This is a genomic window from Cohnella fermenti, from assembly GCF_004801405.1.
Taxonomy (GTDB): domain Bacteria; phylum Bacillota; class Bacilli; order Paenibacillales; family Paenibacillaceae; genus Cohnella; species Cohnella fermenti.
On sequence record NZ_SSOB01000040.1, the window covers coordinates 14,946 to 32,265 of the forward strand.

Sequence of the window (17,320 nt, forward strand, 5' to 3'; positions counted from 1 at the left end):
TACATGGATAGTCGCGTCTGACAATCATGCGTAACAGTCGACGGCGGGGCTATGAAGGAGGAACGAGAAAATGGGCTCAGTTCCATTAGGGGACACCCATGATCGAAGACCGACCGGCAAGCTTATCGCAGCGCGATGGAAGCATGGGCACTTGCGCTTGGTTCTTCTGAGCGTAATTCTCTCTTTTGCTATGACCATCTTGTTTCTAATGCTGCTGCACGGCGCGTCCGCCATGAGCGTGACCGTCGTGGACGGCGGGAAATCAACCGTCATCCAAACACGTAATTCCGATGTGCAATCGCTCCTGAAGGAGCATAGCATCACCGTAGGTCCGCACGATGAATTATCGGCGCCGCTGGCGACACCGCTCAGCGACGGCAGTACGATCGTCATCGATCGCGCGGCGGGAGTGAACCTCCTGGCGGATGGGAAGGACGTCATCGAATATACGACCGAGGAGACGGTCGGGGATGTGCTCGCATCCTTGAATCTGTCGCTCGGTGCGGACGATCGGCTTTATCCGTCGATTGACACGAAGGTGTACGACGGCATGAAGATTCGCATCATCCGCGTGAAGAAGGAAGTGAAGGAAGCTCGCTTGGAGGTTCCGTTCACGATTGTGGAGAAGAACGACAACAGCCTTGAGGTCGGGACGAAGAAGGTCGTTCAGACCGGCAAACAAGGAATTGTCGTCAAGCAGTTCGAGAAGGTGTACGAGGACGGCGAGCTCGTCAGCGACCGAATGGTGTCCAAGACGGTTGTCGAGCCGAGCGTGCAGAAGATCGTAGCGGTCGGGACGAAGAAGAAGGCGGCCGTCACGACCCTGTCCTACAGCGCGAATGCGGAAGCCAAGACGGTGACCGTGAACGGGACGCAGGTCAAGGTGAAGAGCGTGCTGAGCAACGTCGTTCTGACGGCGTATACGGCCGGTCCCGAATCGACAGGCAAGGACAAGGGCGATCCCGGTTACGGGATTACGGCTTCCGGCACCACCGTATCGGAAGGACGGACGATCTCGGTCGATCCGGACGTCATTCCGCTCGGTTGGTGGGTGTACATCGAAGGCATCGGCTTGCGCCGCGCCGAGGATACCGGAAGTGCGATTAAAGGCAAGAAGATCGATGTTTACTTCGACAGCGAGAGCTACGCGAATAAGTTCGGTTTGAAGCGCGGTTATACCGTGTATGTGATCGGACCCGTAAAGCCGACCTCCGACTAACCCGGAGGCGAGGCCGCAACAGAGGACGGCCCGATCGCCGAACGCTTTAAGTTTCATGGGGATGCCACCCTTGCAGCACATCGATCGTTATACAAGCGGAAGCCGGCGGATATGGCCGGGGAAGGGGCCGATATCGGCCTCTTCTTTTTGTTGGCGCCGTTTCTGTTATAATACTGGCAACGGGCCAACGATAAGGAACGGATGAACGGAAGGCGGAAGAGACGTGGCAAGACTGACGATACAAGAGATGATCGTGGTGGAGGGCAAGGAGGACACGGCGGCGATCCGCCGCGCGGTGGAGGCCGATACGATCGAGACGGGAGGCTCGGCGATCGGCGAGGCCGTGCTGAAGCGGATCGAGCTCGCTCAGGAGCGGCGCGGCGTGATCGTGCTGACCGATCCCGATTCTCCCGGCGAGCGGATTCGCAAGATCGTGGCCGAGCGGGTGCCGGCTTGCAAGCACGCCTTCCTGCTGAAGGACGAGGCGAGGGGCAAGGACGGGATCGGCGTCGAGCACGCCTCGGACGAGGCGATCATTCGTGCGCTGGAGCGGGTGCGGGGCGGAGTCCCCTCGCCGGCGGAAGGCGCCGGAGCGGCGCCCGAGATCGAGTGGAGCGATCTGCTTGGCGCCGGCCTTATCGTCCACGCTTCGGCGTCGAGGCGCCGGGAGCGAATGGGCGAGCTGCTCGGCATCGGCTACGCGAACGGCAAGCAGTTCTTCAAGCGCTGCGTGAGCTTCCGCATCACAAGGCAGGAGTTCCTCCATGCCTTGGAACAATTGGAGAGGGAAGGGATCTGACGAACATGACCTCATCGAACCTTCGGGCCAGAGCCGACATCGCGACGCCGAACCGGACCAAGGATATTATCCGCAAGCACGGCTTCACCTTCAAGAAGAGCCTTGGCCAGAACTTCCTGGTCGATAAGAATATTCTCGACAAGATTGTTGCCGCCGCGGAGCTGAATCCCGCCAAGGGAGCGCTTGAGATCGGCCCGGGCATCGGGGCGCTCACGGAGCGTCTCGCCGACGAGGCGGGGCGAGTCGCCGCCGTCGAGATCGACACGCGGCTGATTCCGATTCTGCGGGACGTGATGGAAGGACGCGACAACGTGGCGATCGTTCATGGCGACGTGCTGAAGACGGACCTGCCCGCGCTGTGGGAGGAGCAGTTCGCCGCCTGCGAGCAAGTCAGCGTCGTCGCGAACCTGCCGTATTACGTCACGACCCCGATCATCATGAAGCTGCTCGAGGAAGGGCTGCCGCTCGAGAGCATCGTCGTCATGGTCCAGAAGGAGGTCGCCGAACGGATGGCTGCGGCTCCCGGCGGCAAGGACTACGGCACGCTCAGCATCGCGGTTCAGTATTACTGCGAGCCGCGGCTTGTGTGCATCGTTCCGTCCGGCTCCTTCATCCCGGCGCCGAATGTCGATTCGGCGGTCATCAAGCTGAAGCGCCGCCCCGAGCCGGCGGTGATCGTCCGCGACGAAGCGGCGTTCTTCAAGGTCGTTCACGCCGCATTCGCCCAGCGCCGCAAGACGCTGCAGAACAACCTGTCGCTGCTCGCGGGCAAGGACCGGAAGCAGGAGCTCGGAGCGCTGCTGGAGGGCTGCGGGATCAAGCCGGAACGCAGGGGAGAGACGCTGACCCTGCAGGAATACGCAGTGCTGACCGACGCTCTCCTGGAAGCTGGAGTCGTCTGACCGACGCGAATCGGCCGGGATTCGGATAACTGTGCACCATGTGCCTATCGCCTCCATACGATAGGCTTAGAGGTGATTTGCCCATGAAGCAGGGAGAACTGGTTGTCCGCAAATCCTATGGCGGCGATATGTTGTTCCGCGTCGATGCCGTATTCGCACGAACGGCGCTCTTGCGCGGGACGGATTACCGGCTGCTGGCCGATTCGCCCATTGACGATCTCGAATCGGTGCGGAACCCGGACGAGCTCGGAGGGACGAAGCGGGCGCGCATCCAGGCAAGCGAGTCCCTGAAGCGCATGAGGGACGAGAGGGCGAGCATCGGCTTGTCGCATCTGGCTCCGCTGCTTGGTGCGGACAGGCGGCCGTACTTCGAGATGCCCGGCAAGGTTCTCCATCTGGACGGGGATGCGAATTACCTGCAGAAGAGTCTTGCCGTCTACCAGCAGCTTCGGGTTCCGGCGGAAGGAACTCACTGCCACGAGTCCCAGATGCCGCAGGTGCTGATGAGGCTGCTTCCCAAGGTGCGCCCGGACATCGTCGTCGTCACCGGACATGACGGCGTTCTTAAGCAGCGCGAGGACTGGCATAAGCTTAGCAGCTACAAGAACTCGACGAATTTCGTCCAAGCCGTGAATGTTGCCCGCGAGTACGAGAAGCACAAGGATTCCCTGGTCGTCGTGGCGGGGGCGTGCCAATCGCACTTCGAGGCGCTGCTCGGCTCCGGAGCGAACTTCGCCAGCTCCCCCGGCCGAATCATGATCCATGCCCTCGACCCGGTCTACGTCGCCGTGCGCGCCGCGTTCACGCCGTTCCGCGAGACGATCAACGTCGAGGACGTGATCGCCCATACGATCAGCGGCATGCAGGGCGTGGGCGGGATCGAGACGATGGGAAGATACCGGATCGGAGTGCCGAACTTGAAGGCGCTGACGTCGAACGTCAGCCTCGGGTAAATGGAATTTTTGCGGTCTTGAGCGAAAATTAGAGAAAAACACCGTTGACAACAATGAGCGTCGGCCTTATAATATTTGTTCATTTGACAAGACCCCTCTTTTTTTGTTATAATTTACAGAGAAAGAGGTGGTAGTGGATCATGGGTAAGAACGCGCTTATCGAGATCAAGCGAAGCTTGGAACCCCATGTCGGTTCCAAAATCATGCTCCGCGCCAATGGTGGCCGCCGCAAGACCGTAGAACGTACCGGCGTGCTGGAAGAGATTTACCCTTCGGTTTTTATCGTCAAGCTGGATCAGGAGCAGAACGCGTTCAAGCGCGTCTCCTACAGCTATGCAGATATTCTGACCGAATCGGTCGAAGTGATGGTCTGCAATGACGAAGGTCAGGTTCGGATCAATTTCATGTCGCACTGACAGGATTCGGTTTATTGGGCAGCCGCGCGAAGAAGCGCAGGCTGTCCGTTTTGTTTCTTGGAATGATTATGGAGCGGGGCGGGAAGACTACCGGGCAGGAGCCGTTGCGGCGATCCATACTCGCGAGGCGAAAGGGGCGGCGGCGATGAGCCGGAGAAGAAGAAGCACCATGTCCGAGGAATTCAAGGCGGAGCTGGCGAAGGATCTTGGCTTCTACAACACCGTTCAGAACGAAGGCTGGGGAGGCATCCGGGCGAAGGATGCCGGGAACATGGTCAAGCGGGCGATCCAGATCGCCGAGCAGGCCGCTTCCCGCAAGCCGTAACGATCGAACGTCCGCGCTTGCCGGGATAAACGGATGAGACGGCGGCGCTCTTCTCTCGGGGAGAGCGCCGTTTTGTCATGCCCTTGATCTGCCTTGCTTGGGTGGAGCCATGGGCGAAATCGCATTTCTCCCGGGGGTTTGTTATAATATGTAAAGCTTTCTGCGCGAGAACAAGAATGGATAGTCCAACAGGTGATGATGATGAAAATATACGAGAAGGCCCCGGCCAAAATTAACTTATTGCTCGATGTGCTCCGGAAGCGGGAAGACGGGTTCCACGAGGTCGAGATGATCATGACGATGGTGGATCTGGCGGACCGGCTGGAGATGTACGAGCTTCCCCGCGATCAGATCGTTCTCTCCAGCCACGCCGGCTTCATCCCCCTTGACGAGAAGAACTTGGCCTTCCAGGCGGCCAGGCTGATCAAGGACCGCTGCGGCGTGGAGCGCGGAGTTTATATTCATCTGGACAAACAAATTCCGGTGGCGGCGGGCCTTGCGGGCGGAAGCAGCGATGCGGCGGCGACGCTGCGCGGGCTCAACCGACTCTGGGGGCTGGGGCTGTCCGTTCGCGAGCTGGAGGCGCTCGGAGCGGAGCTGGGCTCCGACGTGCCCTTCTGCATTCGCGGCGGCACGGCGATCGCAACGGGAAGGGGCGAGAAGCTCGAATCGATCGAGAGCCCTCCGCAATGCTGGGTCGTGCTTGCCAAGCCTCCGATCAACGTCTCCACCGCTGACGTATACGGCAAGCTGCGAGCCGCCGAGATCGAGCGCCATCCTTCCATCCCGGGAATGGTGGATGCGATTCGCAGGCAATCGTTCCAGGACGTGTGTGCCGGACTCGGCAACGTATTGGAATCGGTGACGCTGCCGAAGTATTCGGAAGTGCGGCAGATCAAGGAAGTCATGACGAAGCTCGGCGCCGACGGCGTCCTGATGTCCGGAAGCGGGCCGACGGTGTTCGGTCTGGTGTCCAAGGAATCGAAGGTGTCGCGAATCTACAACGGATTACGCGGATTCTGCAAGGAAGTTTACGTGGTGAGGCTGCTGACATAGGGAGATTCCTCATGAATCCGATCAATGTTAGATAAATTATCATGTCGGGCGACGGAGCCTTGCCCAAAACCGGATAAAGATGTTATGATTGCGTTAAATTATTCGGTTTTTGGACGGGAGAGAAAATTTGTGAAAAAGTTGAAACGAAGCGCTCGGCTTGTAGAGATGACGCAATACTTACTGGCCCGTCCCCATACGTTAATATCTCTTACAGCCTTCGCCGATCGTTATCAATCGGCCAAGTCTTCGATCAGCGAGGATCTGGCCATCATCAAGGAAGTGTTCGAAGGGGAAGGAATCGGGGATCTGCACACGCTCGCCGGCGCGGCCGGAGGGGTTCGCTTCATCCCGCGGTGCGACAAAGAGGCCGCGCTTGAGAAGGTCAAGGAGATGTGCCGCCAACTGGAGCAGCCCGATCGGCTGCTTCCGGGGGGCTACTTATACATGACCGACTTGCTCGGTCAGCCGGCGTTGCTTCAAGAGGCGGGCCAGATGTTCGCCACCGCGTTCGCCGACCGCGAGATCGATGCCATCATGACCGTCGAGACGAAGGGGATTCCGCTCGCCTACGCCACGTCGCTGTATCTGAACGTCCCGGTCGTTATCGTCCGGCGCGATCACAAGGTGACGGAAGGATCGGTCGTCAGCATCAACTACGTCTCCGGCTCCAACAAACGAATTCAGACGATGTCGCTCGCGCGCCGCGGGCTTCGGGAGCAATCCCGGGTGCTCATCATCGACGACTTCATGAAGGCGGGAGGAACGGTGCAGGGAATGATCGATCTGCTGCACGAATTCCGTGCGGTCGTCGCCGGCGTCGGCGTCTTCGTGGAATCCGGCGAGGTCGACAACGAAGAACGGCTGCTTCACGATTACGTCTCGCTGGCCCGGCTTACGGAGGTCGACCTGAAGACCCGCCACATTACGGTTCAGCCCGGCAACTTCTTTAAAGAGACCAAGGAGGAACAACAATGACCTTATTCGGAACGATCTCTACGGACGCGGCACCGGCCGCCATCGGCCCTTACGCGCAAGCGGTTCGCGTCGGCGACCTGCTGTTCACCTCGGGGCAGATCCCGCTGACGCCCGCCGGCACTCTTGTGGAAGGCGGCATCGAGGAGCAGACGCACCAGGTACTCGCCAACCTGAAGGCCGTTCTTGCCAGCGTCGGGGCGGACTTCCGCAACGTCGTCAAGACGACCGTCTTCCTGAAGGACATGAACCAATTCGCGACGTTTAATTCGGTGTACGGAACGTACTTCTCCGAGCACACTCCGGCACGCTCGACCGTTGAAGTGGCGCGGCTTCCGAGGGATGTTCTTGTCGAAATAGAGGTGATTTCGACAATCCCTGTCGAAGGATAAACCGAGCAAAAAATAATTTCAAATTCGGCTATCATTTTTCCAATAAAAAGAAGGAATTTGCACGGTAATGTGGAATATTACACCAAGTCTTCCGAAGGGACAAAGGTGGTGAACACAAGTGCAAATTACAGATGTGAGGCTCCGCCGCGTTAATTCCGAGGGGCGCATGAAGGCCATTGCTTCCATTACCATCGATAACGAGTTTGTCGTTCACGACATTCGAGTCATTGACGGCAACAATGGAATGTTCGTGGCCATGCCGAGCAAGCGGACTCCGGACGGAGAATTCCGCGACATTGCTCACCCCATTTCCTCCGGCACACGCGAGAAAATCCAGTCCGCCGTTCTGGCGGAGTACGAACGGGCTGCTCAAGACGAAGAAGTCTTGGTCGAAGGCGCGTAACAGGAATCATCGTAACAGGAATCATAGAGAGACATTAAGAGATTTTGCTGCGAGAGAGCCTGTACGGGGCTCTCTTTTCATTTTCCCCGGAATAAGCTAAACTTTAGAGATTGCAGTCTTAAGCGCGTGTAACGTAAACGAAGGAGGTCTCGTTGCTTGAGAAGAGTGGCTATCGTGCTGGCGGCCGGTCAGGGCAAACGCATGAAATCCAAATTATATAAGGTGCTGCATCCCGTCTGCGGCAAGCCGATGGTGAGCCATGTCGTGGAGGCGGTGAAGAAGGCGTCCTGCGAGCGGACGGTTGTCATCGTCGGCCATGGGGCCGAAGCGGTGATGGCGCATCTCGGCGATGCCGCGGAGTACGCGCTGCAGGCCGAGCAATTGGGAACGGGCCACGCGGTGCTCCAGACGAAGCCTCAGTTGGGGGATGCGGACGGAATCGCGCTCGTCGTCTGCGGCGACACGCCGCTCGTCACGGCGGAGACGCTGGAGGCGCTTGTGCGGCTTCACGGGCAGGAAGGCTCTGCGGCGACGATTCTGACCGCAGAGCTTGAAGAGCCGACGGGATACGGCCGCATCGTCCGCGGGGCGTCCGGCGAGGTGGTCGGCATTGTCGAGCAGAAGGACTGCACGCCGGAACAGGCGTCCATTCGGGAGATTAATACCGGCACCTACTGCTTCGATAACCGCAAGCTGTTCGCGGCTCTGGCTCAAGTAACCAATCAGAACGCGCAGGGAGAATATTACCTGACCGACGTCATCGGGATTCTGCAGAAGCAGGGAGAGCGCATCTCGGCGTACAAGTCGCAGGACCCGGCGGAGGCGATCGGGGTCAACGACCGCATCGCGCTGGGCGAGGCGGAGCGCCTGATGCGCCGCCGAATCGCCAGGGCTCATCAGACGAACGGGGTCACTCTTATCGATCCGGAGCACACCTACATCGAATCCGAGGTCGAAATCGGAGCGGACACGGTGATCTATCCGGGAACCGTGCTGAAGGGCCGCACGACGATCGGCTCGGATTGCGTCATCGGTCCTTCTGCGGAGCTGAAGGACACGACGGTTGCGGACGGCACGACGATTCGCCAATCCGTGACGGACGGCGCCGAGCTCGGAGCGGGCTGCTCGGTCGGTCCGTTCGCCTTCCTGCGCCCGGGAACGAAGCTGGCTGCGGGCGTGAAGATCGGCGACTTCGTCGAGGTCAAGAACGCCGTCGTCGGGGAGGGCAGCAAGATCCCTCACCTGAGCTACGTCGGAGACGCCAGCGTCGGAGCGGGCGTGAACATCGGCTGCGGCGCGATTACGGCCAATTACGATGGTTATAATAAGTCGAGAACCGTGATCGGAGATCAGGCCTTCATCGGCAGCAACGTCAACTTGATAGCTCCCGTCACCGTAGGCGACGGGGCTTACGTCGTCGCGGGCTCTACCGTTACCCAGAACGTGGGAGCGGGGGACGTCGCCATCGCCCGCGAGCGGCAGGTGAACAAGCCGGGCTATGCGGATAAGCTTCGCGCCCGCGCGAAAGCACAGAAAGAAAAGAAACAATAAGCCGTTAACGGCGTATTAACTCCTATAATCCAAACGTAATTAAGGCGGTGCGTCATGTCTTACCCAGATTCGACTCTCAAGCTGTTCTCCGGCAATTCCAATCCAAGACTAGCAGAAGCGATCGCGCGCAACATTGGAATCAAGCTCGGCGATGCGGAGATGAGAAGGTTCAGCGACGGCGAGATTCATATTCGGTTAAACGATAGCGTTCGCGGAAGCGACGTCTATGTCGTGCAATCGACCTCGCAGCCGGTCAACGAGCATCTGATGGAGCTTCTTGTTATGGTCGATGCCCTGAAGCGGGCGTCGGCCAAGACGATCAACGTGGTCGTTCCCTACTACGGCTATGCCCGTCAGGATCGCAAGGCGCGTTCCCGCGACCCGATCACGGCGAAGCTCGTCGCCAACCTGATCGAGACGGCCGGAGCCCATCGCGTTATCGCGATGGACCTGCACGCGATGCAGATTCAAGGCTTCTTCGACATCCCCGTCGACCACCTGCTCGGAGTCCCGATTCTTGGAGACTACTTCCAGGGCAAGGGACTGCTTGCCCCGGTCGTCGTATCGCCCGACCACGGCGGCGTCGTGCGCGCCCGCCGGCTGGCCGACGAGCTGCAGGCGCCGCTTGCGATCATCGACAAGCGCCGGCCGGAGCCGAACGTCGTCGAAGTCATGAACATTATCGGCGATGTCTCCGGACGCACGGCGATTCTGATCGACGACATCATCGACACCGCCGGCACGATCTGTCTGGCGGCCGAAGCTCTTATGAAGGCCGGAGCCCGCGAGATTTACTGCTGCTGCACGCACCCGGTGCTGTCCGGCCATGCGCTGGAGCGCCTTGAAGCGGCGCCGATCAGCGAGGTCGTCGTCACCGATACGATCCCGCTGAGGGACCCTTCGGCATCGACCAAGCTGCGCGTGCTGTCGGTCGCGCCGCTCATCGCGGAAGCGATTGTCCGCATCCACGAGCAGCAATCGATCAGCAAGCTGTTCGAGCCGCACATCTGACGGAATGTTTAGTCCGGGGCGCTAACGGGTACTAATAGGTATATCACCGTCTGGAGGGATTACCTAATGAGTATGACGTTACACGCCGAAGCACGCCAGCCGTCTACGAAGAGCGCCTTGCGTCATCTGAGGAAGCAAGGGAAGATTCCAGGCGTCATCTACGGCAAGGATATGGCGGGCTCCGCGATCTCGCTCGACGGCAAGGAATTCATGGCCTTGCTGCGAGGCAATGCGAGAAGCATCCTCGAGCTGGAGGTTCCGGCCCAAGGGAACAAGTCCGTCTTGCTGTCGGACCTGCAGCGCGATCCGCTGAGCGGACAAGTCCTTCATGCGGACTTCCGTCACGTGAACCTGAACGAGACGATTCAAACGTTCGTAAGATTGGATCTTCAGGGAACGAGCGCAGGGGAGAAGGAAGGCGGCATGCTGCAGGCCATCCTGCACGAGCTTGAGGTGGAGTGCGTGGCGAAGAATCTGCCGGCATCGATCTCCGTCGATATCGGCTCGCTCGGAATCGGCGATCATATCACGGTAGCCGATCTGAAGCTGCCGGCGGGAGTGCGTGCGGTATCCGAACCGGAAGCGGTTGTCGTCGCCGTCCTCGCTCCTCAGAAGGAGCGCAGCGAGGAAGAGCTGGATGCCATGGACGATGCGGCCGAAGAGAAGGAGAATCACGCTCGCGCCGCGGCAGCCGTGGAGAAGGACTAAGCGAACGAAGCCTCTTCCCTCCCCGAGACAGTCTCGCGGACCGCTTAACGACAGGAGTGCGGAACGATTGACACGTTCCGCACTCCTTTTGATTTTCTACGCAAGCGTTAATAGCCGGGCCGGGAGATGAAGGTAAATTGCTTGCGGCTGTACAAGATGCTGTTGACCTTGACGAATTCTTTGCCATAATATTCGATGAAGCCGATGTCCTTGTGGATGGTGCCCCGGTACACTTGGATCGGGACGTCCGCGGCCATATGCTCGAGGAAGTGGCAATCGTCGAAGATCATCTGTCCGTTCAGGTACATCAATCGATACCCTCTTTCGATCGGATTAATGGTTGTATTACTAATGACACGGCAGCACGGCGAATCGTTGCAGCGGCGAAAATTTTTTTCGAAGAACGTTTTTCGAAGAACGATCGAGACTTCAGCCGGGCAACGATGACATTCTATTCACGAAGAGCGGGGGAATATTCGTATGAGATGGATAGTGGGATTGGGCAATCCCGGTTCCGCTTACGAAGCGACAAGGCATAATGCCGGATTCATGGTCGTCGACGAACTGGCCCGGCGATGGGGAGCAAGCGTCAGCCAGAGCAAGTGCAAGGGGCTGATCGGCGAAGCGCGGGTCGAAGGCGCGAAGGTGGCGCTGCTCAAGCCGATGACGTACATGAATCTGTCGGGCGAGTCGGTTCGGGCGTTCATGGATTACTATAAGGCGAAGCTGGAGGACATGATTGTCGTCTACGACGACCTGGACACGGAGATCGGCCGGATTCGGCTGCGTTACCAGGGCAGCGCAGGAGGCCATAACGGGATCAAGTCGATCATCCAGCACGTCGGCACCCAGACGTTCAATCGCGTGCGCATGGGCATCTCCCGACCGAGGAACGGGCAGCCGGTCGTCGACTTCGTGCTCGCGCCGTTCGCCAAGGCGGAGCAGGCCGAGCTGAAGCGGATGATCGAGGAGGCGTGCGATGCGATCGAATTCGCGCTGTCCCATCCGTTCGATCAATCCATGGCGAAGTACAACGGCAAGTCGGGCGACTGACGGGCGGAGCGGCGCGGAGCTTGGACAAGGGGCTCAGGAGCGGCAGAGGAAGAGGGACAGGGAGATTCGCGGCGGACGCTTAATGTACTTCCTATCCGGGCATACTGAAGGTAATGCGGCCAGGACCGCGGGCGGAATCGCAGCCGGAATCGCGAATAGAATCGCGTTCGGCAGCGCAATCAAGGCCGTGCCCGCATACCTTACCTTCAGGAGGCATACATATATGGCGGTGAACTACGTGTGCAGGCATTGTCGGATGCCGCTCGGGAGCTTGGATTCCGTGCAGGTGGAGGATTACCGGCTGGGCTTCCATTTCTTGACCCCCGAAGAGCGAAAGCGTATAATATCGTATAATTCCAACGGAGACGCGACCGTGCAAGTCATCTGCGAATACTGCAGTCAGACCTTGGACAGTCATCCCGAACTGGTGCTTCAATCCAATCCGCTCCAATGAATCCTTATCGAGCGATAGCGAGGCCTTGGCATGTGCCGGGGCTTCTTTTTGGATATTGCAGAGGCACAGCCCCAGGCTCAGGAGCAGACATAGGCATAACCGCCGGAAGCGATCCACGAGGAACCTTCCGGCCTGCTCGGAATATTTAGATAGGGATAAGTCAGCAGGAGCGGGCGGGCAGAGGGTTAGCGGGCGGGCTAAGTCAGGCGGCAATGAGCCGGGCAGGGTTAAGTCGGGCAGGAATGAACCGGGCAGAATTACATCAGGGTTCTCCATTCCGGAGGGGGAGTCGGCGCCCGCAAGCGCGTCGCACTCTGCAGCTTCCGAGACGGATATACGCAGCATAATCATTGCGCTCGCTTCCAGCGAACCCCTCGTCGGGAACGCAGGGGCGGGCGATGCTTGGTGTCAGATAGTGAAAGGGGAAACGCAATGAGGGCTCTTATCAATACGTTCGCTACGGACCCCGAACTGGTCTCCGTCCTGAACGGGGTCCGGGGCGGCATGCGCGAGCAGCTCGTCGCCGGGCTGTCGGGCTCCGCCCGGCAGGTCATGATCGCCGCGATGTATCGCGAGCTTCAGAGACCGTTGCTCGTCGTGACGCACAACATGTTCTCCGCGCAGAAGATGGCGGAGGATCTGCAGGAATGCTTGTCCGAGGACGAGGTTCTGATCTATCCGGCCAACGAGCTTATCGCCGCGGAGACAGCAATCTCAAGTCCCGAGACATCGGCCAGACGCATGGACGTTCTGATTCAACTCGCTGGAGGCTTCCGCGGGGTTATTGTCGTGCCCTTCTCCGGCGTACGCCGGTTCCAGCCGGACCGCATGACCATCGCGCAGGCGATGATCTCCCTCAAGGTCGGAGATTCTCTCCCGATGAACGAGTTCCTCGAGAGAATGATCGGGCTCGGGTATGAGCGCGTCGACCGCGTCGAGCAGAAGGGGCACTTAAGCGTGCGCGGCGGCATCGCCGACTTCTACCCGCTGACCTCGCCCGTTGCCGTGCGCGTCGAATGGTTCGACGACGAGATCGACTCGATCCGGACGTTCGACCCGGCCGACCAGCGTTCCGTCGACAAGCTCGATTCGTTCCAGGTGCGCCCTTGCCGCGAGATTATCGCCGATTCCAGGAGATTCGCGAACGCGGCGCAGCATGCGAGCGAGCTGCTGGACATTCAGCTCTCCAAGATGGCCGATCGTCAGGCGAAGGAGAAGCTGCGCAGCGAGATTGCCCGGGAAATCGACCTGATGAGACAGAACGTCTACTTCTCTGAAATCTATAAATATATCTCGCTTCTCTATCCGGAGAGACAGACTCTCTTGGATTACGTTCCGAAGGACACGATCCTGCTGATGGATGAGCCGAACCGTCTGGGCGAGACCGCGCGGCAGCTCGAGCGGGACGAGATGGAGTGGACGACTCACCTGCTCCAGCAGGGCAAGTCGCTGCCGGGCTTCGTGCTTGCGCTCGGCGCGGAGCAGAGTCTGTATCCGAAGGCGTTCCAGACCGTCTATCTCGCCCTCTTCGTCCGTCAGATACCGCATACGCAGCCGCAGAATATCGTCAGCTCCGTCTGCCGGTCGATGCAGAACTTCCACGGGCAGATGAACGTGCTCAAGACGGAGATGGAGCGCTGGCGCAAGAGCGGCAGCCACATCGTGATGCTCGCGGGCAACGCGGAGCGGGCGGACCGGATGCGCCGGGTGCTGGAGGATTACCATATCGAGATTCCGGATATCTCGGAGGGCAACCTGCAGAGCGGCTTCGAGATGCCTTCCGTGAAGCTCGTCGTCATTACCGAAGGCGAGATGTTCACGCAGAAGCAGCGCAAGGCGCGCCGAGTCGACCGCCGGATGGACAATGCGGAGCGCCTCAAGAGCTACACCGAGCTCAAGGTGGGCGATTACGTCGTTCACCAGAACCATGGCATCGGCAAGTATCTGGGCATCGGCACGCTTGAGATCAACGGCATCCATAAAGACTATCTTCATGTTGTGTACGCGGCGGGAGACCGTCTCTCCATCCCGGTCGAGCAGTTCGACCTGATCCAGAAGTATGTCGGTTCCGACGAGAAGGAGCCGAAGGTCAGCAAGCTCGGCGGCGCCGAGTGGACAAGGGCGAAGTCGAAGGCCCGTTCCTCCGTCAAGGACATCGCCGACGATCTGATCAAGCTGTATGCGGAGCGGCAGGCGACGGTCGGCTTCTCGTTCGGCGAGGACACGGCGTACCAGCAGGAGTTCGAGGCGATGTTCCCTTACGACGAGACGCCCGACCAATTGCGAGCGATCGAAGAGATCAAGAAGGACATGCAGCTTGCCCGGCCGATGGATCGTCTGCTCTGCGGGGATGTCGGCTATGGGAAAACAGAGGTGGCGGTACGGGCGGCGTTCAAGGCGGCGATCGAGGGCAAGCAGGTGGCGGTGCTCGTTCCGACGACGATTCTGGCCCAGCAGCACTTCGAGACGTTCCGCGAACGATTCGCGGGCTACCCGTTCCAGATTCGGGTGCTGAGCCGCTTCCGCTCGCGGAAGGAGCAGACCGAGACGATCAAGGGCGTGAAGGCGGGGACGGTCGATGTCGTCATCGGCACCCATCGCTTGCTCTCCCAGGACCTCGTATTCAAGGATCTGGGCCTGCTGATCGTCGACGAGGAGCAGCGGTTCGGCGTCTCCCACAAGGAGAAGCTGAAGCGGCTGAAGACGAATGTTGACGTCCTGACGCTGACGGCGACGCCGATTCCGCGCACGCTGCACATGTCGATGCTCGGGGTGCGGGACCTGTCCGTCATCGAGACGCCGCCGGAGAACCGCTTCCCGGTGCAGACGTATGTCGTCGAATACAGTCCGACGCTCGTTCGCGAGGCGATCGAGCGGGAACTGGCGCGCGAAGGCCAGGTGTACTTCCTCTTCAATCGGGTGCAGGGCATCTACCAGATGGCCGAGCAGATCAATGCGCTCGTCCCGAACGCCCGCGTCGCCGTGGCGCACGGGCAGATGTCGGAGCAGGAGCTCGAGCGGACGATTCTCGACTTCCTGGATGGCGAATCCGATGTGCTCGTCAGCACAAGCATTATCGAGACGGGCGTCGATATCCCGAACGTCAACACGCTGATCGTTCACGATGCGGACAAGATGGGCTTGTCCCAGCTCTATCAGCTTCGGGGACGGGTAGGCCGCTCGAACCGGATCGCTTACGCTTACTTCACCTATCAGCGCGACAAGGTGCTGAACGAGGTGGCCGAGAAGCGGCTTCAGTCGATCAAGGAGTTCACGGAGCTCGGGTCCGGCTTCAAGATTGCGATGCGCGACCTGTCGATTCGCGGAGCGGGCAACCTCTTGGGCGGCGAACAGTCCGGCTTCATCGCTTCGGTCGGCTTCGACCTCTATTCGCAGATGCTTGCGGAAGAGATTCAGGCGCGCAAGCTGGAGCAGTTCGGCAATCAGGAGCAGGCCGACATCCCGGTCAACACGCAGCTCGATCTCGGAGTGGACGCTTACCTGCCTCCGGAATATATCTACGACAGCATTCAGAAGATCGAGATTTACAAGAAGGTTGCGGCCGCCGCCGCGCTCGACGATGTGCACGATATCTTCGAAGAGCTGACCGACCGCTTCGGAGATCCGCCGAAGTCGGTTCTTAACCTGCTTGCGGTTGCCCGGCTGAAGGTATACGGCCGCCAGTTCGGCATCGAATCGATTCAGAAGCGCGGCGACGAGGTGCTGCTTAAGGTCGAGACCCGCCGGAGCGGACAGATCGACGACAAGAAGCTGAAGGCGCTCGAGCAGAAGCTTAAAGGGAAGCTGCAGCTTCAAGGAACAGCTCCCCAGCCGACAATGAAATTATTCGTTCGCGGAATGGACGACGATTCCATGTTGGCATTTGTCGAAGAGTTTCTGGTACAATACAAGGAAGTGACCAAGATCAAGGGGGAATTACAGGATGTCGCACCGTAAGCGCAGCTCATACAGCCGGTACGCAATCTTGCTGCTGGCCGTTGCGCTGCTCGTCTGCCTCGCTGCCTGCGGGAAGGATAAGAACAGCAACAGCAGCAACAACGACGAGAACAACTCCTCCGATCCGAACAAGATCGTTGCCGAGTACGAAGGCGGACAAGTAACTGCAAGCGAATTCACGAAGTACAAGACCTTCATCAAGGTCGTTAACCCGTATTACGCAAGCATCGTGGACGAGGATTCGGTGCAGGAAGGCATCCTGACGTCTTACATCGGCATGAAGATCCTGAGCGATCGCGCAACCGAGGAAGCGAAGACGAAGGGGACGGAAGAAGCGAACTCGCAGTTCGACCAACTGAAGGAAGCGATCGAATCGGATGCGGATACGAAGACATCCGTCGAAGCGACCATGAAGGAAGGCGATCTGAGCTATGACGACATGAAGGGCTTCATTACGACCCAACTGATCGCGACAACGGACGCCGATCTGAAGGTGACGGACGACCAGGTCTCCGCATACTACGACGAGAACAAAGACTCGTTCAATTATGCGACGGTTCGCCATATCCTGATCGGCTTCACCGACAAGGACGGCAACACCCGCGAGGATGCCGACGCGCTGAAGCTGGCTCAAGAGGTCAAGCAGAAGCTCGTGGCCGGCGGCGACTGGACGGAGCTGGCGAAGGAGTATTCCGACGACACCGGCTCTTCGGAGAACGGCGGTCTCTACGAGAAGGTCGACCCGAGCCAATGGGTGGAAGAATTCAAGAATGCGGCCGAGACGCAGCCGATCAAGGAGATCGGCGATCCGGTCAAGACCGACTACGGCTACCACGTCATTATGGTGGAAGAGCGCGGCACCAAAACGCTTGAAGAATCGAAGGAGACGATCCGTTCGACGCTCAGCGGCGAGATCGTCGACAAGTTCATGTCGGACGAGCTGCCGGGCTTGATCACGAGCACGGACGTTCCGCAGGCCAGCGCTGCCGCTTCGGAGAGCCCGTCGGCTTCCCCGAGCGCATCGCCGTCGGCTTCCGCTTCGGCAAGTCAATAAGCACGGTTGCGGCGTTAAATGAACGGCCCCGGGATCGCTCTTCGATCCCGGGGCCGTTTGTAGCTGCGAGAGGGCCGGGACACCACGAATATATT

18 protein-coding genes are annotated in these 17,320 nt (G+C 59.4%); 17 read left to right on the forward strand and 1 reads right to left on the reverse strand.

The window, feature by feature from the left end; translation table 11 throughout:
* Positions 1-70: 70 nt before the first annotated feature.
* From E6C55_RS24940 to E6C55_RS25000, 13 genes are all read left to right on the forward strand, one after another.
* Complete coding sequence (locus tag E6C55_RS24940) at positions 71-1,219, forward strand: 3D domain-containing protein (protein ID WP_136372549.1); 1,149 nt, start codon at positions 71-73, stop codon at positions 1,217-1,219.
* A 247-nt stretch (positions 1,220-1,466) separates the two neighbouring features.
* On the forward strand, positions 1,467-2,018 hold the full coding sequence (rnmV, locus tag E6C55_RS24945) for a ribonuclease M5 (RefSeq protein ID WP_136372604.1): 552 nt from the start codon (positions 1,467-1,469) through the stop codon (positions 2,016-2,018).
* Between the two features lie 5 nt (positions 2,019-2,023).
* Positions 2,024-2,920, forward strand: coding sequence for a 16S rRNA (adenine(1518)-N(6)/adenine(1519)-N(6))-dimethyltransferase RsmA (gene rsmA / locus E6C55_RS24950; protein ID WP_136372550.1), 897 nt, complete (start codon positions 2,024-2,026; stop codon positions 2,918-2,920).
* An 83-nt stretch (positions 2,921-3,003) separates the two neighbouring features.
* On the forward strand, positions 3,004-3,873 hold the full coding sequence (gene yabG / locus E6C55_RS24955) for a sporulation peptidase YabG (protein WP_136372551.1): 870 nt from the start codon (positions 3,004-3,006) through the stop codon (positions 3,871-3,873).
* A 140-nt stretch (positions 3,874-4,013) separates the two neighbouring features.
* The gene (veg, locus tag E6C55_RS24960; RefSeq protein WP_136372552.1) at positions 4,014-4,289 is read left to right on the forward strand and encodes a biofilm formation stimulator Veg; all 276 of its coding nucleotides are present in this window, start codon (positions 4,014-4,016) and stop codon (positions 4,287-4,289) included.
* Positions 4,290-4,434: 145 nt separating this feature from the next.
* Entirely contained in the window at positions 4,435-4,614 is a 180-nt protein-coding gene (locus E6C55_RS24965) for a small, acid-soluble spore protein, alpha/beta type (protein ID WP_126958680.1), read from the forward strand.
* A 195-nt stretch (positions 4,615-4,809) separates the two neighbouring features.
* The gene (ispE, locus tag E6C55_RS24970; protein ID WP_269145560.1) at positions 4,810-5,670 is read left to right on the forward strand and encodes a 4-(cytidine 5'-diphospho)-2-C-methyl-D-erythritol kinase; all 861 of its coding nucleotides are present in this window, start codon (positions 4,810-4,812) and stop codon (positions 5,668-5,670) included.
* 129 nt (positions 5,671-5,799) lie between these two features.
* On the forward strand, positions 5,800-6,645 hold the full coding sequence (gene purR, locus E6C55_RS24975) for a pur operon repressor (RefSeq protein ID WP_136372553.1): 846 nt from the start codon (positions 5,800-5,802) through the stop codon (positions 6,643-6,645).
* Positions 6,642-7,034: a RidA family protein gene (locus E6C55_RS24980; protein ID WP_136372554.1), complete on the forward strand. Its 393-nt coding sequence runs from the start codon at positions 6,642-6,644 to the stop codon at positions 7,032-7,034. The genes purR and E6C55_RS24980 overlap by 4 nt, the downstream gene beginning before the upstream one ends.
* A gap of 118 nt (positions 7,035-7,152) precedes the next feature.
* Positions 7,153-7,437 carry a septation regulator SpoVG gene (spoVG, locus tag E6C55_RS24985; RefSeq protein ID WP_027092136.1) on the forward strand — a complete coding sequence of 95 codons (285 nt, stop codon included), beginning with the start codon at positions 7,153-7,155 and terminating at the stop codon, positions 7,435-7,437.
* 156 nt (positions 7,438-7,593) lie between these two features.
* Positions 7,594-8,988 (forward strand): bifunctional UDP-N-acetylglucosamine diphosphorylase/glucosamine-1-phosphate N-acetyltransferase GlmU, encoded by a 1,395-nt coding sequence (gene glmU / locus E6C55_RS24990; protein ID WP_136372555.1) that lies wholly within the window; start codon positions 7,594-7,596, stop codon positions 8,986-8,988.
* A gap of 54 nt (positions 8,989-9,042) precedes the next feature.
* Entirely contained in the window at positions 9,043-9,999 is a 957-nt protein-coding gene (locus E6C55_RS24995) for a ribose-phosphate diphosphokinase (protein ID WP_136372556.1), read from the forward strand.
* A 66-nt stretch (positions 10,000-10,065) separates the two neighbouring features.
* Entirely contained in the window at positions 10,066-10,707 is a 642-nt protein-coding gene (locus E6C55_RS25000) for a 50S ribosomal protein L25 (RefSeq protein ID WP_136372557.1), read from the forward strand.
* A gap of 107 nt (positions 10,708-10,814) precedes the next feature.
* Here the strand turns inward: E6C55_RS25000 and E6C55_RS25005 are convergent, their stop codons facing one another.
* On the reverse strand, positions 10,815-11,015 hold the full coding sequence (locus tag E6C55_RS25005; RefSeq protein WP_136372558.1) for an OTU domain-containing protein: 201 nt from the start codon (positions 11,013-11,015) through the stop codon (positions 10,815-10,817).
* 172 nt (positions 11,016-11,187) lie between these two features.
* Between E6C55_RS25005 and pth the strand changes: the two genes are divergently transcribed.
* From pth to E6C55_RS25025, 4 genes are all read left to right on the forward strand, one after another.
* Positions 11,188-11,760 (forward strand): aminoacyl-tRNA hydrolase, encoded by a 573-nt coding sequence (gene pth, locus E6C55_RS25010; protein ID WP_136372559.1) that lies wholly within the window; start codon positions 11,188-11,190, stop codon positions 11,758-11,760.
* Between the two features lie 223 nt (positions 11,761-11,983).
* On the forward strand, positions 11,984-12,214 hold the full coding sequence (locus E6C55_RS25015) for an anti-sigma-F factor Fin family protein (protein ID WP_136372560.1): 231 nt from the start codon (positions 11,984-11,986) through the stop codon (positions 12,212-12,214).
* A 432-nt stretch (positions 12,215-12,646) separates the two neighbouring features.
* Positions 12,647-16,171 (forward strand): transcription-repair coupling factor, encoded by a 3,525-nt coding sequence (gene mfd, locus E6C55_RS25020; RefSeq protein ID WP_136372561.1) that lies wholly within the window; start codon positions 12,647-12,649, stop codon positions 16,169-16,171.
* Positions 16,158-17,225: a peptidylprolyl isomerase gene (locus tag E6C55_RS25025; protein WP_136372562.1), complete on the forward strand. Its 1,068-nt coding sequence runs from the start codon at positions 16,158-16,160 to the stop codon at positions 17,223-17,225. Before mfd ends, E6C55_RS25025 begins: the two co-directional genes overlap by 14 nt.
* Positions 17,226-17,320: the final 95 nt, after the last annotated feature.

Coding starts and splice junctions, on each gene's coding strand:
- E6C55_RS24940 (WP_136372549.1), top strand. CDS start 71: ATGGGCTCAGTTCCATTAGGGGACACCCATGATCGAAGACCGACCGGC.
- rnmV (WP_136372604.1), top strand. CDS start 1,467: ATGATCGTGGTGGAGGGCAAGGAGGACACGGCGGCGATCCGCCGCGCG.
- rsmA (WP_136372550.1), top strand. CDS start 2,024: ATGACCTCATCGAACCTTCGGGCCAGAGCCGACATCGCGACGCCGAAC.
- yabG (WP_136372551.1), top strand. CDS start 3,004: ATGAAGCAGGGAGAACTGGTTGTCCGCAAATCCTATGGCGGCGATATG.
- veg (WP_136372552.1), top strand. CDS start 4,014: ATGGGTAAGAACGCGCTTATCGAGATCAAGCGAAGCTTGGAACCCCAT.
- E6C55_RS24965 (WP_126958680.1), top strand. CDS start 4,435: ATGAGCCGGAGAAGAAGAAGCACCATGTCCGAGGAATTCAAGGCGGAG.
- ispE (WP_269145560.1), top strand. CDS start 4,810: ATGATGATGAAAATATACGAGAAGGCCCCGGCCAAAATTAACTTATTG.
- E6C55_RS24980 (WP_136372554.1), top strand. CDS start 6,642: ATGACCTTATTCGGAACGATCTCTACGGACGCGGCACCGGCCGCCATC.
- E6C55_RS24995 (WP_136372556.1), top strand. CDS start 9,043: ATGTCTTACCCAGATTCGACTCTCAAGCTGTTCTCCGGCAATTCCAAT.
- E6C55_RS25000 (WP_136372557.1), top strand. CDS start 10,066: ATGAGTATGACGTTACACGCCGAAGCACGCCAGCCGTCTACGAAGAGC.
- E6C55_RS25005 (WP_136372558.1), bottom strand. CDS start 11,015: ATGTACCTGAACGGACAGATGATCTTCGACGATTGCCACTTCCTCGAG.
- pth (WP_136372559.1), top strand. CDS start 11,188: ATGAGATGGATAGTGGGATTGGGCAATCCCGGTTCCGCTTACGAAGCG.
- E6C55_RS25015 (WP_136372560.1), top strand. CDS start 11,984: ATGGCGGTGAACTACGTGTGCAGGCATTGTCGGATGCCGCTCGGGAGC.
- mfd (WP_136372561.1), top strand. CDS start 12,647: ATGAGGGCTCTTATCAATACGTTCGCTACGGACCCCGAACTGGTCTCC.
- E6C55_RS25025 (WP_136372562.1), top strand. CDS start 16,158: ATGTCGCACCGTAAGCGCAGCTCATACAGCCGGTACGCAATCTTGCTG.